The organism is Mesorhizobium sp. M0293 (genome assembly GCF_040321735.1).
Lineage (GTDB): Bacteria > Pseudomonadota > Alphaproteobacteria > Rhizobiales > Rhizobiaceae > Mesorhizobium.
In genome coordinates this window covers 1-22,918 of record NZ_JAMYSA010000058.1, presented here as the reverse complement: position 1 = coordinate 22,918, position 22,918 = coordinate 1, and the positions used below count along the sequence as shown (strand labels likewise).

At 62.2% G+C, this 22,918-nt stretch carries 25 protein-coding genes and 1 tRNA gene; 18 read left to right on the top strand and 8 right to left on the bottom strand.

Annotated elements, in window-relative coordinates; translation table 11 throughout:
* Positions 1 to 39: 39 nt before the first annotated feature.
* Both NKJ06_RS21365 and NKJ06_RS21360 read left to right on the top strand, forming a co-directional pair.
* A complete protein-coding gene (locus tag NKJ06_RS21365) occupies positions 40 to 1,338 on the top strand; it encodes a L,D-transpeptidase family protein (protein ID WP_352635115.1) in 1,299 nt (432 codons plus the stop codon).
* A gap of 9 nt (positions 1,339 to 1,347) precedes the next feature.
* Complete coding sequence (locus NKJ06_RS21360) at positions 1,348 to 1,590, top strand: sulfurtransferase TusA family protein (protein ID WP_352635117.1); 243 nt, start codon at positions 1,348 to 1,350, stop codon at positions 1,588 to 1,590.
* Positions 1,591 to 1,593: 3 nt separating this feature from the next.
* Here the strand turns inward: NKJ06_RS21360 and NKJ06_RS21355 are convergent, their stop codons facing one another.
* Together NKJ06_RS21355 and NKJ06_RS21350 are read right to left on the bottom strand one after the other, a co-directional pair.
* A complete protein-coding gene (locus NKJ06_RS21355; RefSeq protein WP_352635119.1) occupies positions 1,594 to 2,718 on the bottom strand; it encodes a CobW family GTP-binding protein in 1,125 nt (374 codons plus the stop codon).
* 68 nt (positions 2,719 to 2,786) lie between these two features.
* Positions 2,787 to 3,950, bottom strand: a complete 1,164-nt coding sequence (locus NKJ06_RS21350) for a D-alanyl-D-alanine carboxypeptidase family protein (RefSeq protein ID WP_352810554.1) — start codon at positions 3,948 to 3,950, stop codon at positions 2,787 to 2,789.
* A gap of 216 nt (positions 3,951 to 4,166) precedes the next feature.
* Here NKJ06_RS21350 and NKJ06_RS21345 point away from each other — a divergent pair, with 216 nt between their 5' ends.
* From NKJ06_RS21345 to NKJ06_RS21290, 12 genes are all read left to right on the top strand, one after another.
* Complete coding sequence (locus NKJ06_RS21345) at positions 4,167 to 5,330, top strand: M20 aminoacylase family protein (protein ID WP_352810553.1); 1,164 nt, start codon at positions 4,167 to 4,169, stop codon at positions 5,328 to 5,330.
* Between the two features lie 86 nt (positions 5,331 to 5,416).
* Positions 5,417 to 5,493, top strand: a tRNA-Arg gene (locus NKJ06_RS21340).
* Positions 5,494 to 5,576: 83 nt separating this feature from the next.
* A complete protein-coding gene (locus NKJ06_RS21335; protein WP_352810552.1) occupies positions 5,577 to 6,218 on the top strand; it encodes a cytochrome b in 642 nt (213 codons plus the stop codon).
* A gap of 319 nt (positions 6,219 to 6,537) precedes the next feature.
* Positions 6,538 to 7,587: a PilN domain-containing protein gene (locus NKJ06_RS21330; protein ID WP_352810551.1), complete on the top strand. Its 1,050-nt coding sequence runs from the start codon at positions 6,538 to 6,540 to the stop codon at positions 7,585 to 7,587.
* A 2-nt stretch (positions 7,588 to 7,589) separates the two neighbouring features.
* Positions 7,590 to 8,189 carry a type II secretion system protein GspM gene (gene gspM / locus NKJ06_RS21325; RefSeq protein WP_352810550.1) on the top strand — a complete coding sequence of 200 codons (600 nt, stop codon included), beginning with the start codon at positions 7,590 to 7,592 and terminating at the stop codon, positions 8,187 to 8,189.
* Positions 8,186 to 8,752, top strand: coding sequence for a hypothetical protein (locus tag NKJ06_RS21320; protein ID WP_352810549.1), 567 nt, complete (start codon positions 8,186 to 8,188; stop codon positions 8,750 to 8,752). Before gspM ends, NKJ06_RS21320 begins: the two co-directional genes overlap by 4 nt.
* On the top strand, positions 8,749 to 9,669 hold the full coding sequence (locus tag NKJ06_RS21315) for a hypothetical protein (protein ID WP_352635133.1): 921 nt from the start codon (positions 8,749 to 8,751) through the stop codon (positions 9,667 to 9,669). Before NKJ06_RS21320 ends, NKJ06_RS21315 begins: the two co-directional genes overlap by 4 nt.
* Positions 9,666 to 11,309 (top strand): GspE/PulE family protein, encoded by a 1,644-nt coding sequence (locus NKJ06_RS21310; protein WP_352810548.1) that lies wholly within the window; start codon positions 9,666 to 9,668, stop codon positions 11,307 to 11,309. The genes NKJ06_RS21315 and NKJ06_RS21310 overlap by 4 nt, the downstream gene beginning before the upstream one ends.
* Positions 11,309 to 12,526 carry a type II secretion system F family protein gene (locus tag NKJ06_RS21305; protein WP_352810547.1) on the top strand — a complete coding sequence of 406 codons (1,218 nt, stop codon included), beginning with the start codon at positions 11,309 to 11,311 and terminating at the stop codon, positions 12,524 to 12,526. The genes NKJ06_RS21310 and NKJ06_RS21305 overlap by 1 nt, the downstream gene beginning before the upstream one ends.
* The gene (locus NKJ06_RS21300) at positions 12,523 to 12,996 is read left to right on the top strand and encodes a GspH/FimT family pseudopilin (protein WP_352810546.1); all 474 of its coding nucleotides are present in this window, start codon (positions 12,523 to 12,525) and stop codon (positions 12,994 to 12,996) included. Before NKJ06_RS21305 ends, NKJ06_RS21300 begins: the two co-directional genes overlap by 4 nt.
* Positions 12,993 to 13,352 carry a PulJ/GspJ family protein gene (locus tag NKJ06_RS21295; protein ID WP_352810545.1) on the top strand — a complete coding sequence of 120 codons (360 nt, stop codon included), beginning with the start codon at positions 12,993 to 12,995 and terminating at the stop codon, positions 13,350 to 13,352. The genes NKJ06_RS21300 and NKJ06_RS21295 overlap by 4 nt, the downstream gene beginning before the upstream one ends.
* Positions 13,349 to 14,098: a type II secretion system protein GspJ gene (locus NKJ06_RS21290; RefSeq protein WP_352810544.1), complete on the top strand. Its 750-nt coding sequence runs from the start codon at positions 13,349 to 13,351 to the stop codon at positions 14,096 to 14,098. The genes NKJ06_RS21295 and NKJ06_RS21290 overlap by 4 nt, the downstream gene beginning before the upstream one ends.
* A 10-nt stretch (positions 14,099 to 14,108) precedes the next feature.
* Here the strand turns inward: NKJ06_RS21290 and gspG are convergent, their stop codons facing one another.
* The 4 genes from gspG to NKJ06_RS21270 form a co-directional block, all read right to left on the bottom strand.
* A complete protein-coding gene (gene gspG, locus NKJ06_RS21285; RefSeq protein WP_352810542.1) occupies positions 14,109 to 14,561 on the bottom strand; it encodes a type II secretion system major pseudopilin GspG in 453 nt (150 codons plus the stop codon).
* The gene (locus tag NKJ06_RS21280; RefSeq protein WP_352810541.1) at positions 14,561 to 15,052 is read right to left on the bottom strand and encodes a prepilin peptidase; all 492 of its coding nucleotides are present in this window, start codon (positions 15,050 to 15,052) and stop codon (positions 14,561 to 14,563) included. Before NKJ06_RS21280 ends, gspG begins: the two co-directional genes overlap by 1 nt.
* 2 nt (positions 15,053 to 15,054) lie before the next feature.
* Positions 15,055 to 17,178: a type II secretion system secretin GspD gene (gspD, locus tag NKJ06_RS21275; RefSeq protein WP_352810540.1), complete on the bottom strand. Its 2,124-nt coding sequence runs from the start codon at positions 17,176 to 17,178 to the stop codon at positions 15,055 to 15,057.
* Positions 17,179 to 17,568: 390 nt separating this feature from the next.
* A complete protein-coding gene (locus tag NKJ06_RS21270) occupies positions 17,569 to 18,561 on the bottom strand; it encodes a transporter substrate-binding domain-containing protein (RefSeq protein WP_352810539.1) in 993 nt (330 codons plus the stop codon).
* Between the two features lie 848 nt (positions 18,562 to 19,409).
* Between NKJ06_RS21270 and NKJ06_RS21265 the strand changes: the two genes are divergently transcribed.
* The 4 genes from NKJ06_RS21265 (at position 19,410) to NKJ06_RS21250 (ending at position 21,055) form a co-directional block, all read left to right on the top strand.
* A complete protein-coding gene (locus NKJ06_RS21265; protein WP_352810538.1) occupies positions 19,410 to 19,799 on the top strand; it encodes a hypothetical protein in 390 nt (129 codons plus the stop codon).
* A gap of 30 nt (positions 19,800 to 19,829) precedes the next feature.
* Positions 19,830 to 20,264, top strand: a complete 435-nt coding sequence (locus NKJ06_RS21260; protein ID WP_352810537.1) for a hypothetical protein — start codon at positions 19,830 to 19,832, stop codon at positions 20,262 to 20,264.
* Between the two features lie 109 nt (positions 20,265 to 20,373).
* Positions 20,374 to 20,823: a hypothetical protein gene (locus NKJ06_RS21255; RefSeq protein WP_352810536.1), complete on the top strand. Its 450-nt coding sequence runs from the start codon at positions 20,374 to 20,376 to the stop codon at positions 20,821 to 20,823.
* Positions 20,816 to 21,055: a hypothetical protein gene (locus NKJ06_RS21250; RefSeq protein ID WP_352810535.1), complete on the top strand. Its 240-nt coding sequence runs from the start codon at positions 20,816 to 20,818 to the stop codon at positions 21,053 to 21,055. The genes NKJ06_RS21255 and NKJ06_RS21250 overlap by 8 nt, the downstream gene beginning before the upstream one ends.
* A gap of 78 nt (positions 21,056 to 21,133) precedes the next feature.
* Here the strand turns inward: NKJ06_RS21250 and NKJ06_RS21245 are convergent, their stop codons facing one another.
* Both NKJ06_RS21245 and NKJ06_RS21240 read right to left on the bottom strand, forming a co-directional pair.
* Positions 21,134 to 21,487 (bottom strand): cupin domain-containing protein, encoded by a 354-nt coding sequence (locus NKJ06_RS21245; protein WP_352635161.1) that lies wholly within the window; start codon positions 21,485 to 21,487, stop codon positions 21,134 to 21,136.
* 390 nt (positions 21,488 to 21,877) lie between these two features.
* Positions 21,878 to 22,771, bottom strand: coding sequence for a sugar phosphate isomerase/epimerase family protein (locus NKJ06_RS21240; RefSeq protein WP_352635163.1), 894 nt, complete (start codon positions 22,769 to 22,771; stop codon positions 21,878 to 21,880).
* Between the last annotated feature and the right edge of the window lie 147 nt (positions 22,772 to 22,918).

The window sequence follows — 22,918 nt, the reverse complement described above, 5'->3', positions numbered from 1 at the left end:
GAACGCCCTGGCGCCAGAGAAAAGACGATATCCGTAGCCATGTTCGCCAAGCTTGCCCGTACCGGAATGCTGATAGCCGCGCTCGGTGTGGCCGGCTGCAACAATTCGTCGATGAAGGATTTTGCCCCGGAAGCCAACAAGCCGCTGCCCGACAAGATCCTCGCCGACATGAGGGCCAAGGGCATGGTCCGCACCTCGTCGGTGATGGCCCGCATCTTCAAGGAAGAGGGCAAGCTCGAAATCTGGAAGGCCAAGACCAACGGCCGCTACGACATGGTCGCCAGCTACGACATCTGCAAATGGTCGGGCAAACTCGGGCCTAAATACACCGAAGGCGACCGCCAGGCGCCGGAAGGCTTCTATACGGTGCGTCCGGCGCAGATGAATCCGCGCTCGAACTACCATCTGTCCTTCAACATCGGCTATCCCAACGCCTATGATCGCGCCAATGGCCGCACAGGCTCCAATTTGATGGTGCATGGCGCCTGTTCGTCATCGGGCTGCTATTCGATGACCGACGCGCAGATCGAGCAGATCTATGCCTTTGGCCGCGATGCCTTCCAGGGCGGCCAGACCGAGTTCCAGATCCAGGCGTTTCCGTTCCGCATGACCGCCGCCAACATGGCGCGCTACCGCAACGACCCGAACTACGACTTCTGGAAGATGCTGAAGGTCGGCTACGACAATTTCGAGATCACCAAAGTGCCGCCGAAGGTCGACGTCTGCGAAAAGCGCTATGTTTTCAACCAGGCTGCCGCCGACGGCGAAACGTTCGATCCGACCGGCGCCTGCCCGGCGACGACGCAACCTGATTCGCTGAAAAGCGCCTACAACTCCTATATGAGCACCTACGACGCGGCGTTCAACGGCGCGGTCAAGGCCAGCGTGCCGGCGCCCAAGCCGACCATTGCTGGCATCAAGGAAGCCAGCATCGTCTCGGACTGGTCCAAGCGCCGCGCCCGCGGTGAGCGCGTACCGATCGATCCGCCGTCGCTCAACAACGACGGCTCGGTCACCGAGACGGCGCGCATGGGCCGCATCGATTCGCCTGCCGGCCGCAAGATGGCCGCCCTCGACGCCGAAAAGGCCGCCAAGCAGAAGGCCGAAGAGCAGAGACTGGCTGCCATAGAGGCGGCCAAGCAGGCCAAGGAAGCCGCCAAGGCTCAGGCTCTGGCTGAAAAAGAGGCCGAGAAGGCTGCCAAGGAAGCCCCTGTCGCCACCGCGACCATCGCAGCCCCTTCCGAAGCCGCGCCAGTGGCAGAAACGCAAGCCGCGAGTGCCGACGAGAGCCGGGTGACAAAGCTGAAGAACAAGCTGCTCGGCATGTTCGGCGGCTGATTTTCACCCGTGACTGATCGCGTCGCTGTCTATGACCTCAAGGGACTGAACTGCCCCTTGCCCGTGCTCAAGGCCAAGAAGCGCCTTGCCGGCATGCAACCGGGCAGCCGGCTCTGGCTTGAAACCACCGATCCGCTCGCCGTCATCGACATTCCGGCATTCTGCTCCGACAGCGGCCACAATCTCATCGAAACGGCGGCTGTCGTCGGCGGCCATCGCTTCCTGGTCGAGCGCGGCGAACAGCGATCGTAGAGCTTACCGTCCGGCAATCGCCAGCGGATTGTTTTCCAGCGCCGCGCGGTCGGGCGTATCGATCGACGGCCGGTTGGTGAAGGCGGCGAACAGCCGGCGGATATAGTCTTCCGGCATGTCGAGCGTGATCAGAACCAGCCGTGTGCCACGCTGGCCATCGGGCCAGGCCGGCAATTGCACCGGCGGATGCAGGATTTTCTGCACGCCATGGATCACCAGCGGCCGCGACGGGTCTTCCCTGAGTTCGATGATGCCCTTCATGCGCAGCAGGCGCTCGCCATGCGTCGAACGCAACAGGTCGAGAAACATCTCGATGGCCGAAAACGGCACCGGGCCGTCATGCACCAGCGAATAGGAGCGCACCCGCGAATCGTGGCGATGGCCGTGGTCATGGCCATGTTCGTGATCATGCCCATCTTGATGATCGTGATCACGATGGTGGTCGTGATCGTGCGCTGCTTCCTCGCCAAGCCAGCGCCGCACATCAGCGGATTTGGTGGCGGGATTGTAAAGGCCGCAGTCGAACAGCGCCGCCACGCCTGTCCCGGTATCGGCGGCATCGAGCAGCTCGGCGCCCGGATTGATCTGCCGCAGTCGCGCCCGCAGCGTTTCCAGTTCGCTGGGGTCGGTGACCAGGTCTGCCTTGCTGAGCACGATACGGTCGGCGACGGCAACCTGCTTGACCGCCTCGACATGGGCATCGAGCGTCGCCTCCCCGTTGACGGCGTCGACCAAAGTAATGACGCCGTCGAGCCGGAATGCCTGGACGAGTGCGGGATGCGCCATGATCGACTGCAGCACCGGCGCCGGATCGGCCAGCCCCGTGGTTTCGACGATGACACGGGAGAGCCGGGCGATGCGGCCGGTCTGCAGCCGGTCGACCAGGTCGGCCAACGTGTCGACCAGTTCGCCGCGCACCGTGCAGCACAGGCAGCCGTCGGAAAGCTGGATGATGCCGTCGGAGGACTGCTCGACCAGCAAATGGTCGATCGCCACCTCGCCGAACTCGTTGATGATGACCGCCGTATCGGCCAGCGCCGGATCCTTCAACAGCCGGTTGAGCAGCGTCGTCTTGCCGGCGCCGAGGAAACCGGTCAGCACCGAGACGGGGATCGGGAAGCCGCTCATTGAGTTCTATCTGTCTGTTCGAGCATGATCTTTTCCGAAAACCGGTCTCCACTTTTCGGGATCATGCTCTAGTTCGCAACCTTGGCCGGCTGGTCGCCCTGCGCGGCGGAGCCGGCAATCTTCGGACCCGTCCCGGCCGGTGCCGGCCTATCGGGCCGCCAGCTCGGGATCGGCACGTCGGCATAGTCCTGTCCGCCTTGGTCGAGGACGGCCTTCGGCGCCGGACCGGTGGCGCCGCCAAGGCCGACGGCAACCAGCGTCGGCACATGGTCGAGCTTTTTCTGATAGGGCGATTTCGGCACGTCCTTGGCAACAACCGGCGGCGCTTCGGACTGTTCCTGCGGCGCCTTCTTCTTGCAGACCTCGTCATGCATGTCGTTGGGCGAGACCGTGTCGCCATAGGGCGCCAGCGTAGTGACGGTGGCCGAGCCGGCGGCAGGCGTGTCGAAACCCTGATCGAGCAGTTTCGCGGCCGTCTCGGCACGGGTGACCGCCGACTTCTCGCCAAGCACCACCGCGACAAGCGTGCGCCCGTTGCGGGTCGCCGAACCGATCATGTTGAAGCCGGAGGGGCAGACAAAGCCGGTCTTCATGCCGTCGGCGCCGGGATAGCGGCCGATCAGCAGATTGTAGTTGGGAATAGCCTTCTTGCCGACGGCAAGGCCTTCGATCGAAAACCACGACGCATATTGCGGAAATTCACGGCGGATCGCCATCACCAGAACGGCGAGGTCGCGCGCCGTCGTGTACTGGTCCGGCGAATAGAGCCCGTTCGGATTGACGAAATGCGTGCCGTTCATGCCGAGCCGGATCGCTTCGGCATTCATCCGTTCGGCGAAGGCTGCCTGCGAACCGCCGACATTCTCGCCGACGGCCATGGCGATGTCGTTGGCCGATTTGACCAGCATCATCTTCAGCGCATTGTCGAGCCGCATCACCGAGCCCGGCTTGAAACCCATCTTGCTTGGCGGCTCGGAAGCGGAGTGTTTCGTCACCTTGATCGGCGAATCAAGCTGGACCTCGCCGGCGGCGATCGCTCGAAAGGTCACATAAGCGGTCATCAGCTTGCTCAACGACGCCGGATACCAGCGCTTGAATGCATCCTGATGCTGCAGGATCTTGCCGCTGCCGAGGTCGAACACGACCACCGGATTGGCCAGCGCCGGCCCGGCCAGGACCGACAGCGCGATTGTGCCAGCCGAGAATAGTTTGAGGAAATGCCTGTGCCGCATGATCAAATCCGAAATCGCCTCTTGCCGTAGTCGCCCCTGGCTCCGTAAGATTTCGTTACGCGATCGCCAGCATGATAGGTCCGACCCTCAAAAACCGGACCGCATCGATGCGGTGCTATTTACCCTATGTGACGCCAAGATGGCAAAGTGCCTGGCGATCACAATTGCAAGGCAGCGGCCGATACCCGCCTGTCCCAACAGCGAGATGGAACCATCATGCCAATCCTGAACCGTGCCGCCGAAATGCAGGACGAAGTTGCCGGCTGGCGCCAGCATCTGCACCAGACGCCAGAACTCAACTTCGACGTCTTCAAAACCGCCGCCTTCGTCACCGAGAAGCTGAAAGCCTTCGGTTGCGACGACGTGGTGACCGGCCTCGGCAAGACCGGCGTGGTTGGCATCATCCGCGGCCGCCAGGGCCAAGGCCCCACCATCGGCCTGCGCGCCGACATGGACGCGCTGCCGCTCAACGAGATATCAGGCAAGCCCTATGCCTCGACCATTCCCGGCAAGATGCATGCCTGCGGCCATGACGGCCACACGGCGATGCTTCTGGGCGCCGCGAAATATCTCGCCGAGACGCGCAACTTCACCGGCTCGGTGGCGGTGATCTTCCAGCCGGCCGAGGAAGGCGGTGGCGGCGGCAACGAGATGGTCAAGGACGGCATGATGGAGCGTTTCGACATTTCCAAAGTGTTCGGCATGCACAACATGCCGGGCCTGCCTGTCGGGCAGTTCGCCATCCGCCCGGGTCCGATCATGGCGGCGACGGCCGAGTTCACCATCACCGTGCGCGGCAAGGGCGGCCATGCGGCTATGCCGCACGGAACGATCGACCCGATCGTCATCACCAGCCAGCTGGTCGGCGCCTTGCAGACGATCGCCTCGCGCAGCACCGACCCGGTCGAGGCCGTGGTGGTGTCGGTGACCAAGTTCCACGCCGGTGATGCCTACAACATCATTCCGGAAACGGCGGAAATCGCCGGCACCGTGCGCACCTTGCGCAAGGAAATCGCCAAGAAGTCCGAAGAGCGCATCCGCACGATCTGTGAAGGACTGGCGATCGCGTTCGGCGCCAAGATCGAGGTCGACTACCAGGCAAACTACCCCGTGACCTTCAACCACGCGGAAGAAACGGTGTTTGCCAGCGATATCGCGATCGGTGTCGCCGGCGACGCCCATGTCCACCGCGGCATCCAGCCGGTGATGGGCGGCGAGGATTTCTCCTATATGCTCGAAGCCCGCCCCGGCGCCTTCATCTTCATCGGCAATGGCGACACCGCCGGTCTCCACAACCCGGCCTACGACTTCAACGACGAGGTCATCCCGCACGGCATGAGCTACTGGGTGAAACTGGCGGAAACCGCGCTGGCCGCCTGATACCTTCAACGCCAAGAGGCTGACCGAATTGCGTTCGGCCAGCCTCTTGGCGAAACGATCCGAAGCGGCTATGTGTCGGGCCGCGTGGTCCCGTAGCTCAGTAGGATAGAGCGGCAGATTCCTAATCTGTAGGTCACAGGTTCGATTCCTGTCGGGATCACCATGCTTTTCAATGGCTTAGTGAAGAGCCGTCGTACTTTTTCGCGAAATTGGGTCTGTTGGAGAGGGCAAAACCATCACGCTCTCATGCGCGCATTTGACAATCGTCGGGTCTCAGATGTGAGAGAGAAACCTCGCTTGCGCTGGCATTTCGGCATTCGTCTGCTGCATTGGCTAACCGTGATCGCGCTCGCGGCGCAAATCGCCATTGCCTTCGGACCGATGGACGGGCCGGGTATGGCGACGATGAGCTGGCTTCCGCTTCACATGTCGATCGGCGTGACGATCCTTGCCGTCATCATCCTCAGGCTTTGCTGGCGCATCTTCATCCGGGCCCCTGTCAGGCAAACCTCACGGTTTATGCGGTTTGCGACTTCATTCTTCCATGTGCTTCTCTACGTCACGATTCTCGCCGTCCTGATAACGGGATGGCTGGGCTACCGGCCAATGCCTTTCATGCCTCCCGCACGGCTTTTCGGAAACTTGCCTGTCCCGTTGGCGCCATCCGTCGGCGCGACAAGGGCTTTCGCGTCCATCCACGCAAAGCTGGTCTGGATACTGCTTGGATTCGTCGGCGTTCACATCCTGGCTGCGTTTGTGCATTTCGCGCTGCTTCGCGATGATATCATGTACACCATGCTCTTTGGACGGCCGGACATCGCTTCGCGCAAAGAGAAAGCGCAGCTTGCTGTCGACGATGACGCCGGCGGCTCACGCAATCGCCCATAATCCTCCCGCAATGACAGCCGCGTATCGCGCCGCCGGCGGCTTCCTACCTGCCGTGGGCTCGCTAGACCGATGGACGACGAAGAATCATAGTGACAATGCACTTTTTACCTTGGTCGCCCGACCGTCACATTCGACGCACAAGGCCGAGAGCATCGACCGGCCGGTGGGCAGCGAGGCAGTCCGGAAAATAGTGCACTCTCGCCGTAATTAGCAAAAGTTGTGGCTAGTCAGCCTCCCGCGCCTGCGCCATCGGCTTTTGTAGTAGTCTTACGTCTGAAAACTTCGGCCGAGAATCAGCCGGGGTGGCGGGCGGCTGGTTGTGGCGACACTCAACGCGCAGGTTCTGGATTTCCTAGACTGGTGGCTCGATGAGCTGCGAGGGGTCTGGACGCGGATTGTTCCCAGGCAAAAGCAAGCTTCCACCTCCGACTGGATTGTCAGCCTGGCGGATGACGGCATTCGCGCCCGCGAGGCCAATGCGCCGGAATTTCAATCGATCCCGTTGGCGCTCACAGCTTCTTCCGACGAGGTTCTGGCACTTCTCCAGGGCGGGCCTCGGCGCAAGCGGCCGACCTTCGATATCCGCATCGAGCCCGGGCTGTTCCTATCCAGGCAATTGGCGGCGCGGCGGCTGCCGCTTCGCCAGGCCCGGGACATGGCCGAACTCGACCTTCTGGCCTCGACGCCGATCGATCCGGCGCAGGTGCATGTCGTCTTCGTCAGGCAAATTGAGCGGGACTGCTTCTACCATGTCATCAAGGCGAAGACGCTGGCTGCGGTGTTGGAAGCTGTCCGCCGGGCCGGCGGATCGGTCCGCTGCCTGTCGCTGTCGCAGCCGGACCGCATGCTGCAGGCCGATCCGCTCAGCCTCGCCGCCATCTGGCCGCTGACCGCGCGCGACCGGCGCGGCAGGACCGTAGGGATGGCGGCCTGTTCGATGCTGGCCGGAGCCGTGCTCTTCACATTCGCTCACGCACATTGGCGCAGCTGGGAGGCGGGTGCCGAACTGGACGCGCAGATCGCCGATGCGCAGGTGCTGGCTAAGGCGGCACGCACCTCGCTGCAGAAGCGCCAGGCCGGCATTGAGCAGATCGAAAATATCCGTCAAGAAAAGAAGACCACAGCGTCGCTGGTCCGCGTCTGGGCCGAGCTGACGCACCTGCTTCCCGACACGACCTGGCTGACCGATCTTTCGGCCAAGGGCGACGACCTGACCATCACAGGCTTTTCGGCCTCCGCCGCCGAGCTGATCCAGCCGCTCGACGCCTCGCCGTTGTTTTCGGCGCCCGAATTCGCCTCGCCCGTGGTCAAGGTTCCCGGCCAGGAGGGCGAACACTTCACCATTACGGCAAAGATCGGAGCGCTCTGACGATGCTCTCCGCCATCCTCAACACCAGCCCGCTGGTTCGCCGGCTGATCGCGCTGGCCATCGCGGCGGTATCGGCTGGCGTCCTCGCCTGGGTGATGTTCGCGGCGCTCGACAGTGTCGCCTCGGCACAAGCCGGGATCGAGGAGAAGCGCGAGCTTCTCGGCCAGTTGCAGAGCGTGGCGGCACTGGCCATGCGCCTCGATAGCGCCGCCAGTCCGGCAGTGGCAGCAAATCCCGAATTTCTCACCGGCGAGAGCGAAGCGATCATTCGCGGCGGGCTGCAGACCCGCCTGAACGCGATCGCCGCCGCCAATGGCGTGAACGTGCTGTCGGCCGGCAATGCACCGGTGCTCAGCGAAGCCGGCGTCGATTTCATCGGGCTGCGGGCCAACCTTTCGGGGCCGCTCGAGGGCATTCACAACGCCGTCCTCGCCATCGAAACGTCGCTTCCGGTGCTGTTCATTCGCGAGGCCACCGTGCGTACGACCGATGTCGGACCGGCCGCCGGGCGCAGCGGCGACCCCGAGATCTTTGCCGAGATCCTGTTTTACGGCCCGCTGCAAACGCAAGACGCATCGGCGGCCAGTGGGGCCAAGCCATGACCCTGAAAGTCACCGGCCTGGCGATTGCGGCCATGATCACAGGCCTCATCCTGGTCAATGTCGCGCTCTACGGCACGCCGGTCGACATCACGCCGGTCGCCTCCGGGAGAGGGCATGACGGCGCGTTGGCATCAGCGGCGGGATCGCTGCAGTTTCCCGAGGCCGGCGATTTCAGCGAGACATTCCGGCGTCCGCTGTTCACACCGACGCGCCGGAAAATCGTGCCGCCGCCAGTCCCGCCGCAGCCGATGGAAATTGCCGTCGCACCGGCCGAGCAGCCGGCGTCACTGCTCGAAGCCGCACCGGCCGTTGCGCCATCGCTGCTGGGCATCAGCAGAAACGGCGGAGCGGCAAAGGCGCTGCTGCGCGTCGCGGGCAGCGATGCTGCTGTCTGGTATGGCAATGGCGAGACCGTCGATGGCTGGAAGGTGTCGGCGATCGACAAAGATCAGGCCGTGCTCGAGCGGGACGGCAAGGTGGCGCACATCCTGCTTTATCCGCCATGGGAGAACTTCCCGCCACCACCACCGCCCCCTCCGCCACCCCCGGTCCCGGAATTATGAGCGGCCGCACACCTCACGACGGCGCAAGCGCAGGCAACGAAAGCCCAAATAGCGGCTTTTCGCTGGTCGCCGTGCTGGTGTTCATGCTGATCGTCTCGGCAATCGTCGTGCCCTTCGCCGTGACGGCCAAAACGCGGCTGATGATCGCCAACAACGAGGTAGAACAGGAGCGCCTGTCGCTGCTTGCCGAGGGCCTGGGCAATCTTATTGCGAGTGAATTGACCGGCGGCTCGGGAACGAAGACATTCCCGCTGGATTCCACACCGGCAGCGTGCCGGTCGGGTGCGCTCAGTTTCGATGTGCGCGTCCAGGATCACGGCGGGCTGATCGATCTCAATGCCGCCGACGACTATTTGCTGGCGCTTGGTTTCGCATCGCTTGGCTTCGAGCAGCAGGCGTCGCAAGCGCTGGCCAAGGCCGCGCTCCGGTTTCGTGACAACGCCAAGCTGTTTGCCGGCCAGCCCGGGCCCAGAAGCGCCGTCGGGCCGCCGCAAGACAAGCAGGCGCCGTTCGAATCGGTGTCCGAACTGCAGGAGTTCGCTGCCCTTGCGTCAGTGCCCCTGCAGGCCCTCCATACCGCCTTCACGGTCAACTCGAAGCGCGGCACGATCAGCGCCGATCGTGCACCGAACCGTCTTCGGGCGGCCCTTGCCACTGGTTCCAGCGCGGCGCTTGTTCAGGCTGCCGAGGCTTCGGCCTACACGGTCGACGTGGCCGTCACACGCGACGGATCCGGCATCACGGGTCAGGCCGGGTTCATCATCGAGAAATCTCCGGTGAGCGACACGGCGTTCCGGCGCGTCTCGCGAAGCCCGGCGCGTGACGCCGGCACATTGCCGGCAGACGCCGGCAGTGCCGGCTGCGAGGTGCTTTTCGGCACCGAGGCCGCACAGCTCCTGCAGGGGTGGAGCTCATGAATGCTCCCGTCCAGCCCCAGGGGATCGAAGCGTTTCTGGCGTTTCTCGAAGGCGAGAAGGTGCTGACCGCGCACGCGGCCCAGCGCGCCTTGGGAGCATCGCGAACCTCAGGACACCCGTTCGATACGGTGATGACCGAGCTCGGGCTGATCGGCGAGCAGGAGCTTGCCAACAGCCTCAGCCGCTACCTCCAGGTACCGACGCCGGTCGAGATTCCCGAACAGGTCGGCCCCGAAATGCTGGCAAGCGTGCCGCTGGTCTACCTGCGTGAAAACGCAATCCTGCCGCTGCAGATGGATGCCGAGCGGCTGGTTGTCGCCGTCGCCGATCCCTTCTCGTCGGCAACCATGGACGCCCTCGCCTTCCACTATGAGCGGACAGTGGCACTGCGCATCCTGCCTAGGCGCACGATCACCGAATGCATCGATCGCATCGAGCAATCGGCTCTGGCGGCCGTTTCAAATGGCGGCGGCGGTGGCGAATTCCTGGATTTCGGCCCCGACGACCTCGAACGATTGAAGGATTTTGCCCGTGAGGCGCCGATCGTCCGCTTCGTCGCCGAGACCATCCACAAGGCGGTCGATGCAAGGGCCACCGACATCCACATCGAGCCGCTCGAAGATCACGTCCGCATCCGCTTCAGGCATGACGGCATGCTGTCGACGGTCGACACCGCCTCGATTGCGATGCTGTCCGGCATTTCCACCCGCATCAAGATCCTGTCGCGGCTCAACATTGCCGAACGGCGCCTGCCGCAGGATGGACGCATGCGCATTGCCGTGCGCGGCCGCGACGTCGACCTGCGCGTCTCGGTCATTCCGTCGATTCACGGCGAAGCCATTGTGCTTCGAATTCTCGACCGCGCCGGCGTCGAATTGAAGTTGGAGAAACTCGGTTTCGATGGTGCCGCTCAAGCCAAGATCCGCTCCATGTCGCAAGCCGCCAACGGCATCGTGCTGATCACCGGGCCGACCGGCAGCGGCAAGACGACGACGCTCTATTCCATTCTCGCCGAGCGGTCACGTCCGGACGTCAAGATCTTCACCGTCGAGGATCCGGTCGAATATCGCATGGCGGGCATCACCCAGCTGCAGGTCAATCCGGCGATCGACCTTGATTTCGCGGCCGCGCTGCGTTCGATCCTGCGCCAGGATCCCGATATCATCCTGCTCGGTGAAATTCGCGATCGCGAGACGGCGCAGGTCGCGGTCCAGGCAGCCCTGACCGGCCATCTGGTGTTTTCGACACTTCACACCAACAGTGCCGCCGGCGCCCTGACGCGGCTTCGCGACATGGGCATCGACGGCTATCTGCTCGGCGCGACGATCCGGGGCGTCATCGCACAGAGGCTGTTGCGCCGTATCTGCCCGACTTGCCATGGCGCCGAACAAACCGGCCCGGCCTGCCGCACCTGCAACGGCTCCGGCTACAGCGGGCGCACGGTGACTTACGAGATGCTGCAGGTGTCGCCGCGCATCGCCGAGCTTATCGATCAGGGTGCCGGCGAGATAGAGATCGGGAAAATTGCCGCCGAGGACGACCTCGTACCGATGTCGGTGCACGCAACCGCACTTGCCCGATCGCAGGTCACCACCATGGACGAAGTCCGGCGTGTCATCGATCTCGCGGGAGGGGGCTGATGCCGGCCTTTGCCTATCGCGCCTATCTCGTCGACGGCAGCACCGAGACCGGCGTTCTCGATGCGTCGACCAAACAAGATGCGGCGCGCAAACTGGCGCAGCAGGGCCGCCGTTCCTACCATCTTGCGCCTGTGAGCGGGGACAAGCAGCAGCTTCGCCTGCCGGGGCGCAGCGCACTGACGTTGACCCGCAAGGTCGATCTCAGCCGTCTGTTTTCCGAGCTTTCGGTGCTTCTGAATGCCGGTTTCACCGTCGACGGCGCCTTGGGCGCGGTCATTTCGGGCGAGGCCAACGGCCAGCGGCGTCAACAGCTGCAATCGGTGCTCGATCTCACGACCGGCGGCCGGCCGATCGCCGAGGCCTTTGCCGGGCTGCCGGGTATCACCTCCGACGTTGCCGCCCTGCTCGCCAGCGGCGAGCGCAGCGGCAAGATGGCCTATATATGCCAGCGGCTGGCGGACACGTATGAGGCAACGGCCAAACGCCGTTCGGCAATTATCGAGGCTCTGGCCTATCCTGCCTTCCTGCTGCTGGTGATGAGTGGGGCGCTGGTCATTCTGGCGACGGTCCTGGTACCGGCGCTGGAACCGATTTTCGAAGGCTCATCTGCCCCCAAGCCGTTCACCATGACCATGCTTTCTGCATTCGGCACGGTGTTCCGCGACTATCCGTTCGTCTTCCCGCTGGCGGCGGTCCTCGGCCTGCTTACCTGGCTTTTTCTGTCCCGATCCACCGGTGCGAGAAAACGCCTCTCGCATTGGCTATTGAAGATCCCGCTGATCGGCGCGCTGGTCAGGGATGCCGTGATCGCGCGCTATCTGGAAACGCTTGCGCTGCTGCTCGGCAATGGCGTGGCGATGACCGAGGCGCTCGGCCTGGCCGCCAATGTTTCCAGGCAGAGTTCACTGGCGGCAAGCTTTGCGGCGATCGAAGAAACCGTCGCCAACGGCGCCCGCCTGCATGGCGCGATCGTCAAGGCAGGGATTTTCGACAATGCGACGATGTCGCTGGTCTCGCTCGGCGAAGAGGCCAACGCCCTTCCGGTGGTCCTGGATCGGGCGGCGAAAATGCTGCAGCTGACGCTGACGCGACGGATCGACACTGTGCTGAAGCTGCTGACCCCGGCTTTGACGATTTCGCTCGGTTTCCTCGTCGGAAGCCTGGTCATTTCGGTGATGACCACAATCCTCAGCATCAACGATCTGGCGCTGCAATGACAGCTGCGTCGAGAGCCGGCGCGCCGGCACATGCAACGGCCGGATTTACCCTGGTCGAGATGCTGGTCGTGCTGGCGATCATGGCCCTCGTCGCGGCCATCGCCGCGCCAGGGCTGGTCAGCAATTATCGCACCAAGAACCTGGAGACACTGGCCGGCGAGATCACCATGCGGCTGCGCCTGTCGCGTACATCGGCGATCGCCACTGCCAGGCCCAAGCAGGTTCTCGTCGATCTCGGCGCCCGCGCCTTCCGTTTTGGCGAGCGGGACACGCTCACGCTGCCGGACGATGTCAAAATGACCGTGACCACTGGCCAGGAGACCGTCATCGCCGACCGGCAGACAGTCTTGACCTTCCTTCCCGATGGCAGCGCTTCCGGCATGGATATCTCCCTGCAGCGAAAAGGGCGGACCGCGCGCATCGCCGTCAACTGGCTGACAGGACTTTCAACCTGGCGCGCGCTGCCATGACGGCGCCATCGTCTCAACCGGCCTCCGAAGACGGATTTTCGATCCTGGAGATGATTGTCGCCATGACCATCCTGGCGCTTGTGCTTGGCATCGCCAGCCAGTCGATCGTTCTGGCGAGCCGCAGCATCGCTGCGGCCAAGCGCCAGGTCGAGGCCGCCAGGACCGTGCGTGTGATGCTGGCCGACTACGAAGCCCAAGCCCAAACCACGGCGCCAAACGGCTGGACCCTGAAGACGCACACGATAAAAATGTCGAAGGCCAAGGTGACGGCTGTGCTCATAGAAAAGACGGGCGGAGCGTTTCCAGGCAAGCCGTTTCTAACCTTCGTGCCGGTGCAGGAGCCCGGTGCTCAATGAGCGGCCTGTTTTCCCTCACTCACTCGAAAATCCGCGCCGTCTGCCTGCCGGAGCGTCGTTCAGGCATCCTCCTGCCCGACGCCAGATCATCGAGGGGATCATCGGCATCAGTCGAGGGATTTGCGCTGATCGACGTGTTGGTCGGTCTGGCCCTGATCGGCGTGATCACATCGCTAATGATGGTCTTCCTCAGCCAGGCTCGAACCATGCTGCGCATCGAAAAAGCAACGGAATTCCAGATGGAGGTCGATGCCGCATCGCGGTTTCTGGAAACGGCGATCAGCCATGCCGAGCCCTTGCCCTTGTCGAAGTCATCGCCGGACCAGGTGCTTTATCTCGACGGCGATGGTTCCCGGATCGAGTTCAACGCCGTTCAGGCGATCGGCTTCAAATCTTCCGCGCTGCGCGAAATTGCCGTTTCGCTTGGCGGAAGTGCATTGGCCATTGTCCAGAAAACACGGCGCGGCAGCGGACCCGGCGCGTCGACGCAGAGCCAGCCGGTGCGGCTGCTCGGCGGTGTGAACGCCATAAGATTCGAATATCTCGACGGTTCGGTGACTGGTTCATCGTGGTTGCCGAGCTGGAATGCGCCGCGGCGCCTGCCCGCCGCCGTGCGCTTCACCGTTTCGGTTCTGCGCGATGGTGCTGCCTATTCGACGAGCGGTTTTGCCCGCCTCGACCTGGCCAATGCCCGGCAGCTGCCAGGCACGAACGAAACACAGCGCTCCGAAACACAGCGCCCATAGAACAGAAAAATCAGTTGCTGATATCCTGGTCTTCGCCGGTTCCATCGGGCTTGCCGTCTTTTCCAAGGCTGCGGATGACCACGCCGCTCGCATCGGCCTTCACTTCGTAGGAATAAGGCCTCCCCCACGGATCCTTGAGACCGGTCGTTCCCTTGAGGTAAGGGCCGTTCCAACGCGCTTCGCCTGTGGGCGCCGCGACCAGGGCCGAGAGCCCCTCCTCCGCGGTCGGATATTTCGCATTGTCGACGTAGTAGAGTTCGAGCGCGCTTTCGATGTTGCGAACTTGCGCCTTGGCCGCGTTGGTCCTGGCCGAGCCGAGATAGCGCAGCACCTGAGGTGCTGCGAGCGTGGCAATCAGCGCGATGATGGCGAGCACGACCAGAAGCTCGACCAGGGTGAAGCCGCTTTCGCGATCGTCGCGTTCTCGGCGGGATTTTTCAGCGGTAAAGCGTGGAGTGATCATCAGAGCAGTCCCATGTCCAAACCTGCAAATTGCTCCAGTGCCCAGCTGCAGCCGAGGCCGATGGCGATAAACGGACCGAAGGCGACACGGGCTTTGGCCGCCGCCGGCCCTGTCGCGACCACCAGCCCGCCGACGAACAGCAAAGCGCTGGCGCTGGCGACGAACAGCAGCACCGGCAACAGCAGCGGGCTGATCCAGCATGCAGCGGCGGCCAGCATCTTGACGTCGCCGAGGCCGAGACCAATCCTGCCGGTCATCAGGAAATGACCGCGCCGGATCAGCCAGGCCGCGGCAAAGGTCACGACCGCGAACAGCAGCCGCACCGGCAGGCCTTCCGCGTCCGTCGCCGTCTGATAGGCAAGGCCAATGCCGGCCAGCGCCAGGTTGAGCCCATCCGGGATGATCTGCCGGCGGAAATCGGCGATCGCAATGGCGGCAAGAACCGCCGCCAGGGCGATCGTGGCAGCCGCCAGCGCGAGGGATGAGTGCATCGTCAATACGCCAGCCTCTTCAGGTCCTGTTGCAGCTTGGTGCCGCCGCGTCGCTTCTGGATCGGCGTCTGCAGGCTGATCTTGCCGCGGAATTCGTCCGTCACCTCGCGGGCTTCGTTGATGTCGCGCACGACATGCGGCCTGATGAAGATGATCAGTTCGGTGCGTCCGATGCTGTCCGTCTTCTGCTTGAACGCATTGCCGATGATCGGGATGTCGCCGAGGATGGGCACTTGCGTGCGGTCGACATTGTTGCGCGACTGGATGAGACCGCCCAGCGCCAGGCTCTCGCCGTCATTGACCAGGACGCGGGTCTGAATCTTGCGCTGCTGGATGGTCGGCGAATCGATGCCGGAGCTGGTCGTCTTGGTGACGTTGCTGACCTCCTGCTGGATATCGAGCATGACCCTGCCGGCATTGTTGATGCGTGGCGTCACCGTCAGGATGACGCCGGTGTCCTTCATCTCGACCGAGACGACCGGCGAACTGCCGAGCGTCTGGTCCACCACTTGCCTTGTGGCGATCGGCACCTGGTCGCCGACCTGCAAGATCGCCTTCTGGTTGTTCAGCGCCATGATGGTCGGCGCCGAAATGACATTGACGTCGGTGATGCTGGAAAGTGCATTCAGCGTCACCTGGATGTTGTCGGTGGCGTAGCTCCAGTTGAAGCCAGGCAGTGCCGCTGCGGCAACGCCCTTTGCCACGTCGGTCACCGAGATGTCCATGCCGCCATTCTCGAAGAACCAGCGCAGTCCGTATTTCAAATCGTCGTTGAGCGTCACTTCGGCGATGACAGCCTCCAGCATGACTTGCGTCGGCAGCACGTCTACCTTGGCCAGTATCTGCTCGATGCGTTCGTAGTCGCGCGCTGTGGTCTGGATCAGCAGCGCATTGTTTTCGACATCGGCGACGACAGTGGCGTGGGCGGGCGCCTGTCCATCCTGCATCGGCATCGAAGGCGACGGCCCGGTTAGTGGCACCGGCGTGACGCCATCCGATTGCATGGCGATCGGCGTCTGGTCGGGCGACACATTCGAGCCGCCTGTATCTCCCTCGGTCTTGACCGTGGTGCCAAGCACGGAGCTCAACACCGCAGCCAGTTCCTTGGCCGGACGGTTCTGGATCTGGTAGACGAAAAGCTGATCTTCGTTCGTCTCGGCCAGCCGATCGAGCTTGTTGATCCAGGTCGCGGCACGGGCGAGATAGGCCGGGCGCGACGTGATCACCAGCACCGAATTCAGCCTGTCATTGGGGATGAACTGGATGAGCTTGGCGCCGGGACCTTCCTTGGTGCCGAAGATGGAATCGAGTTCGGCGGCAACCGCCTCCGGCTTGGAGGTCTTGAGCGGATGCAGCGCCACCGACATGCCGCGCATCCAGTCGACGTCGAACACCGAGACAGCTTCTCTGATAGCATTGAGGTCGCTGTCGTTGCCGGCGACCGTGATCAGGTTGCGAACGGAATCGACCCGCAGCACCGACCCCTGTCGGGTGATCGGTTCGAGAATGGTCTTCATCTCATCGGCCGCGATGAACTGCAGCTGCAGCACCTGTACCTTGACACCGGGGCCGGACGGCGAAACCGAAGGCACACTGACCGGCGGTGTGCTGGACATGATCTCGGAAAGCGGCACGATCTGATAGGTGCCGGCGCGGTTGGTGATCCCGGCGGAATTCACCGCGAGCGCCGATTGCAGGATGTCGACAAGCGCGTCTTTCGACACCGGCTGCGAGGTCTGCAGCGTCACTGTGCCCTGCACGCGCGGGTCGACGATGTAGTTGAGGTGCAGCGCATCGCCCAGAACCGCTTTGGCCGCCTCGGTGATCGGCGCATTGATCAGGTTGAGCTCGAACTGGCCCGAACCGTCTGTCGTCACCTTGGTGACGGGCGCGCCGGAGGAGACGAACTGGCCCGAGCCCTGATACTGCGTGCCATTGAAGCGCTGCGCCTGGCCGGCGGCCGAGGTGATGGCGCCAGGACCGGTATAGCCCGCCCGCAAGGGCGAGTTCTTGGCATGCAGGCTGTCGATTGTCTCGGTGAAGAAGTCCTTGCCCGGCGCGGAGGTGCAGCCGGCAATCGCCAGCAACGTGCACAACACGACGCGATGACCGGACCCGATTGCCATACACTTGATTCCCCTGAGACCAAGTCTAGGGCTTCTTGCAAGCAGATGTCGGGAATGATGGGGGTATTGGGGGTCTATCCACAGGGTTGGCGGCGGAGGGCGGCAGGTGGTCGGAGCAGGAGATGAGGGGGTGCGATTCGGACGGTTAGGCGCGTACGGCGTATAAAACGGCAACCGCCCGAACGTGGCAAAGGGCAGGGTCGCTGCAGTTTCACGGAAAAATTGCACTGTCACCGTAATTTGCGTAATTCTGTCGGTGATTCCCAACCAGGTTCCGGCAGATTCTGGGCTGATGCTCGCGATACTGAAACAGCGGCGCGTCGCTCAGCTGTGTTTCGGCATGCAAAAATGGGGGGGGGGGCAACGCTTACTGCCGATTGCCTCCCAACATCATTTATCCGACCCAAAATACTTGGTCCGCAGATCATCGATCTCGCCCGTATCATGAGCACCAAGCAATTCTATCGTTAGTGGGCGAGTCAGGAGGCTCTGTCGCGGAAGCGCGAAGCCGTACTTGTCAGGTTCGAACAGCGGCCCGACCACCTTCACCGGTAGATCGGGATGGGTGTAGGCGTGATATTCGAGAACGGGGGCATCGGCGATGATTGCAGCGACGTCGCCATTCACGAGACCGTCGACGGCGCGATCGAGCCCAGCGTAGGTGAGGGTTTGAAGCCCCTGTTGCCGGGCAAAATCCTCCTCGACGGTGCCCGTCAGCACACCGACCGGCTTGTCGGTCAGATCGGCGAGGCCATTGATCTTGTTTGTGAGGGAAAGGGTCGTCATCACGCTCGTCACCGACGAGGTGACATAGGCGAGGACGGCGATGCCACAAACCAGCCACAGCCCCTGCCAGATACGGCCGACCCAGCCGAACAGGTTCTTTCGCGAAGGCGACTTGCCGGATGTCGCGACCGACATCACTGAATAGAAGCTCTCGGCAAAGCCGTCGCGCCACCGCTTGGGGAAAGCCTCGTCGAACTGGCGATCGAAGAAGGTGAGCAGGACCGTGGCAGCGACAATGATCAGGGCTATCCAGGCATAGGCTTTTAGGAAGCCGGCATCGCCAAGACCCGCGATCAGATTGCCGAAACCCTTTCCCTGCTCCGTGCTGGTCATGATCCGCATGCCGCCGTCGAACCAGGGCTGGGTGAAGTCGAGCAGTTCGGCCCGGGATTGATTGATCGTCAGATTGGTCACCGCTACGTCGACTTTGCCGGAAGCGGCCGCCAGAACCAGATCGTGCATGGTGTCGAACTGGATGTAGCGATACTGGTGGCCGAGTTTAGCCGCAAGGCCCTCCCAAAGATCGACCGCCATGCCGGTGAACTGCCCCTTGTCTTTCATGACGAAGGGAGGGTTGACGAAAAGGCCGACGTTCAAGGGCTCGGAAGGCTGTTGCGCCTGGGCTGCAACTTGCGGCCACAGCAACATGAGGAGCAGAATGAAGGAGCCAGCTAGCCTGCACCAAGTCCGCATGGCGATCCTTTCCTTATTGGCATCTCAACCCGGTCGAGGACGGCAAGGGAGTTTCGCCAGAAACCGGAAAGCCTGGCGCGTCCATGGAAGAGCGGCGACCGGCCCTCGCGCCGTGTTGCCGGGCGCAGGACGATCCGATCGGCTGTTTTGCGGCATGCGGCAGCTCGGAAAACAACCTGTCGTGCCGGCAGCTTTTCTTTCGGATGCATGCAACGGCTTGGCAAAGAACGAAAATAAGCCTTACAACACATCAGGCCATAATCTATCCAAAAAGAAGTCATTCAGGGATACGCCTTTTCCATTCGGGTATTAATTTGAAACAACGGAGTTATATATTTGCAGAGCGAAACGGGTTGCGGAAATAAATTATATTTGTGTATTGCCAAAACTTGCCGCAGGCAGCATTTCAGTGACCGCTAAGGCATCATCGAGAACTCCAGACTATTTTCCATATTATTAAGCATTTGCAAAATTCGACCCGCGCTATGCTACTTTTTCCTTGCTTCAGGCCGACTTGGGATGCAGCTTTTTGGCAACAGCATCCGCGTCCGCGGGATTGCTGCATGCTTGGGCGGACGGGCACTAAGCATGGAAAGGGAAATCGACATCCGCTGATGCGGCCTCCCGTGAGCTCGATCCTGCCCGCTCTTCTTTTGAGGCTGCGGACCATCTCCCATCCCAGGCTGCCCTTGGTCGTCGAGCTACACATTTGACGGACAATCCGCAGCCGCCAGCCAGTCGAGGAATGAACCATGAAATTCACAGTGTACGCGATCATCGCCACTGCCTTGGTGGCGGTCGCCGGATGCACCACCGATGACTACGATGGCTGTCGCGGAAATGGCTGCCTGGTCGATCGGCCTCAGCAAAAAAATCGGAAGATCGATGACCGGCCGCAATACGACAGGAACGGCAATTCGAACTTCGATACGCGTGGCCGCTACATCGGCTGCCATGGGCTGGGATGCCAGGTCGACGACCCTGATGATGGCGATCAAAGCATCGACGACAGGCCGCAGTACGATAAGCAAGGCAATCCGAATTTCGATACGCAGGGCAATTACCAAGGATGCCACGGCATCGGCTGCGAGGTCGATACGCCGGCCGATGACAGTTCGTCGACCGATGACGATTCCAATTGATAGGCCTCGCGGCCAACAAGGAGGCCAATAATGTCTGAATTCGACAGCCATCGACATGCCAGGATCGTTGTGATCGGCCTCGCGGGGCTCGGAATGACGCTGACGTCCGCTTTCGCCGCGAATAGCGACTGCCACGGCGTAAAGGTCGACGTGACGGCGGCGCGCAAACAGGAGTTTGGTCCTCTCGTTGCGTCGGCGATGACCGACAAGGTCAAACCCGCCCAGGTGAAATTCCAGGCGATTCTGGAAAGTGGGAACTGGAGTGCCGTTTATGTTTCCACGCCGGTGGCCGAAGACGGCATGATGTTCTTCCAGACAGTCAATGGAAAAAGGCAGTTTCGTGAAGTATGGGGCGGCTATGCCACTCCATCGGAAAAACCTGAACTGGTATCCTGGGCTAAGAAGCTCGGAGCGCCGCAAGATCTGGCAAAGTGTTTTGCCGAGACAGTTACGGAAAGACGGTGACGGTTGCTGGAGATTGTCGCGAATGACTTTCAGGCATGGATCGGCGGAAACTGTTCAAGGACTGCCTGGACCGCCAAGGGTTCACACAATAGCGCAGGAGATACGAACAATGGCCAGAAGACACGCTTTTCTCCTTGCACTGGGGCTCATCTCCGCAATCGGTGCCGGATCGGCACTCGCGCAATCAGTCGCGGACGTGAACAGCAACCTGGACACCCTGTTCGGAAATCATGCTCAGTACCAGACCTTCTTTGACCAGCTAAAAAAAGCGGTCGGTTCCGACGCCAAGGCGACCGTTGCCACAATGTTCGACTATCCGTTCCAGGCCCGCATCAAGGGCAAGGCGCTGAAGATCAGGGACGCCAAGCAGTTCGTTGCCGACTACGATCAGATCATAACGGGCAAGGTCAAGGCCGCCGTCGTGAAGCAGACCTATGGCACTCTCTTCGCGAATTCGCAGGGCGTGATGATTGGCGACGGTGAGGTCTGGTTCAGCGGCATCTGCAGCGACAATTCCTGCAAGCAGCAGACCGTCAGGATTACCGCCATTAATGACTGATGTCGCGATCGAGGAAGGAAAGTCGGTATTGATCTCCCGTAGCAGAATCAAGCCTGACGGCCACGACGGCAGTGTCGACAGCGATTTTGCCAGTGGCGTTGCTCGCGCCGGACTCGGCTCGACCGAGGATACCCTGGCTGATGATCCAGCCGTGATTCCCCTGGAGCACCTCAGGGATAGCAACGGGGCCACCGATTCCTGTCGGAATCGCCGTGTAAGATCAAATACTTAAGACGCCATCGCCAATATGGAAAACCCGCCATGGCGAACCATGACGGGTTTTTCACGATGCAACTGCGATTAGCCCGCTTCAGCCGACCCTGACGACAAAATGCTTCGTCACCGGCTCGATAATCTTCCAGGTTCCCTTGAAATCCGCTTCCACCACGAAGGCATCGCCGGGGCCGACCTCGACCGACGTGCCGCCGTCCGGCGTGATGATGATGCGGCCGGCGATCATGTGCACGAACTCATAGTCGGTATAGGTGGCGTGATAAGTGCCGGGCGTCGCGCGCCAGGTGCCCGACAACACCTTGCCGTCCTCAGTCGTGTGCTGGACGGCGGTCTGCATGGTCGGCTGGCCCTCGACGACGACCCAGCCAGCCAGGTCGCCGGCTTCCGCGTTCTCGACGGCGCCGAATTTGAGGATCGTGCTGCGTGTCATGTGCTGGCCTCCGTTTGGTGCATTGCGTGGCGTTGTTTGCCTGGCCGGTCAGATAACCGATGCACCTGCCGCGAGCAATGCCGGCGCCATACGGAGCAGGGCAACGAACTCATTAACGGGTTCCTTCGGCGCCTTTCGCCGGCGCGTTGGCTGACGGAGCATCAAACGAAAAACCCGCCTGTGCGGCGGGTTACCGGCGCAAATCAGCACCATGGACGAATATGTACCATAGCTGAGGGCACGGAGTCAAGAAAAAATTCCTATCGCGAAAAAACCAGCGTCACAAAAGCTGCCAACACTGGCTTCCACGAGGCCTTTTGTTAATCTGAGCTCGGAGCCCTGCCATGCGGCGCACGACACGCCTGCGTCCTTCGGCTCTCGACGGGCGGGTTAGGGTTTGTGCCGTGCCGAAACCAGCTCGGCCTTGCGCCTTGCCGTCTCCAGCCCGAGCCCGATGAAGGCGCGCGCGTGCTTGGCCAGCGCCATGTTGTCCGTCCACAGATTGCGCCAGATCGCGGTCTTCTTCGACAGGTTCTCATCGACGATTTCCGAAGAGAAGGATTCGAAGCTGAGGTCGTCGCTGTAGCCGATGGCCGTGAGCGCATCGAAGATCGCGGCGAAGTCGATATTGCCGGTGCCGAGGAAGCCGCGATGGCTTTCGCCGATATGGACATAGCCGATCTTATCCGCGGCTTGACGGATGGCCAGCCCGACATCGGCCTCCTCGATGTTCATGTGGAAGGTGTCGAGATGCAGGAAGATGTTGTCCGAGCCGGTGTCCTCGATGAAGGCCAGCCCTTGCGCGGCGGTGTTGAGCAGATTGCTTTCGAAGCGGTTGACGATCTCGAGGTTGAGCGTGACGCCGGCGGCCTTCGCTGCCTCGGCAACCTTGGCCAGCGTGCCGGCACTGCGCTGCCATTGATCGCGCGTCGGCGCTAGCGTCTGCAATCCGTGGCTGGTCGAGAGAATGCCGGCGACCTTCCGGCCGCCGAGGTCGCGCGTCAGCGCGATGGTGTCGTTGAGGATTTCGACGCCGCGCGCCGCAATCGCCTTGTCGGCGCTCGAAATATCGCCATCAACCGGCAATCCGATGCTGATCGCCACGCCGAGGCCAAGATCAGCAATGCGTCTGGCGAGCCCGCCGATGTCGACATTGGCGGGGTCGAGATAGGAGAATTCGATAAGGTCGAAGCCGGCCTCCCTGGTGTTGGCCAGCGTCCGTTCGAGATCGGCCTGTGCCGAACTCGCCGACCAGACGAAAGAATGGATTCCAATACGCGACATCATCGTCTCCGGCTTCTGCGCATCGGACCCAGAGGCGGAGCCGATGCCTGGACAAGACGTGGGGGCGGGGGCTGCACGCCGGCCCCGCGGGGAGGGGCGGTTGGCGGGGGGGGGGCCCGCCGGGGGGTGGGTGCGGTTGTTATCACG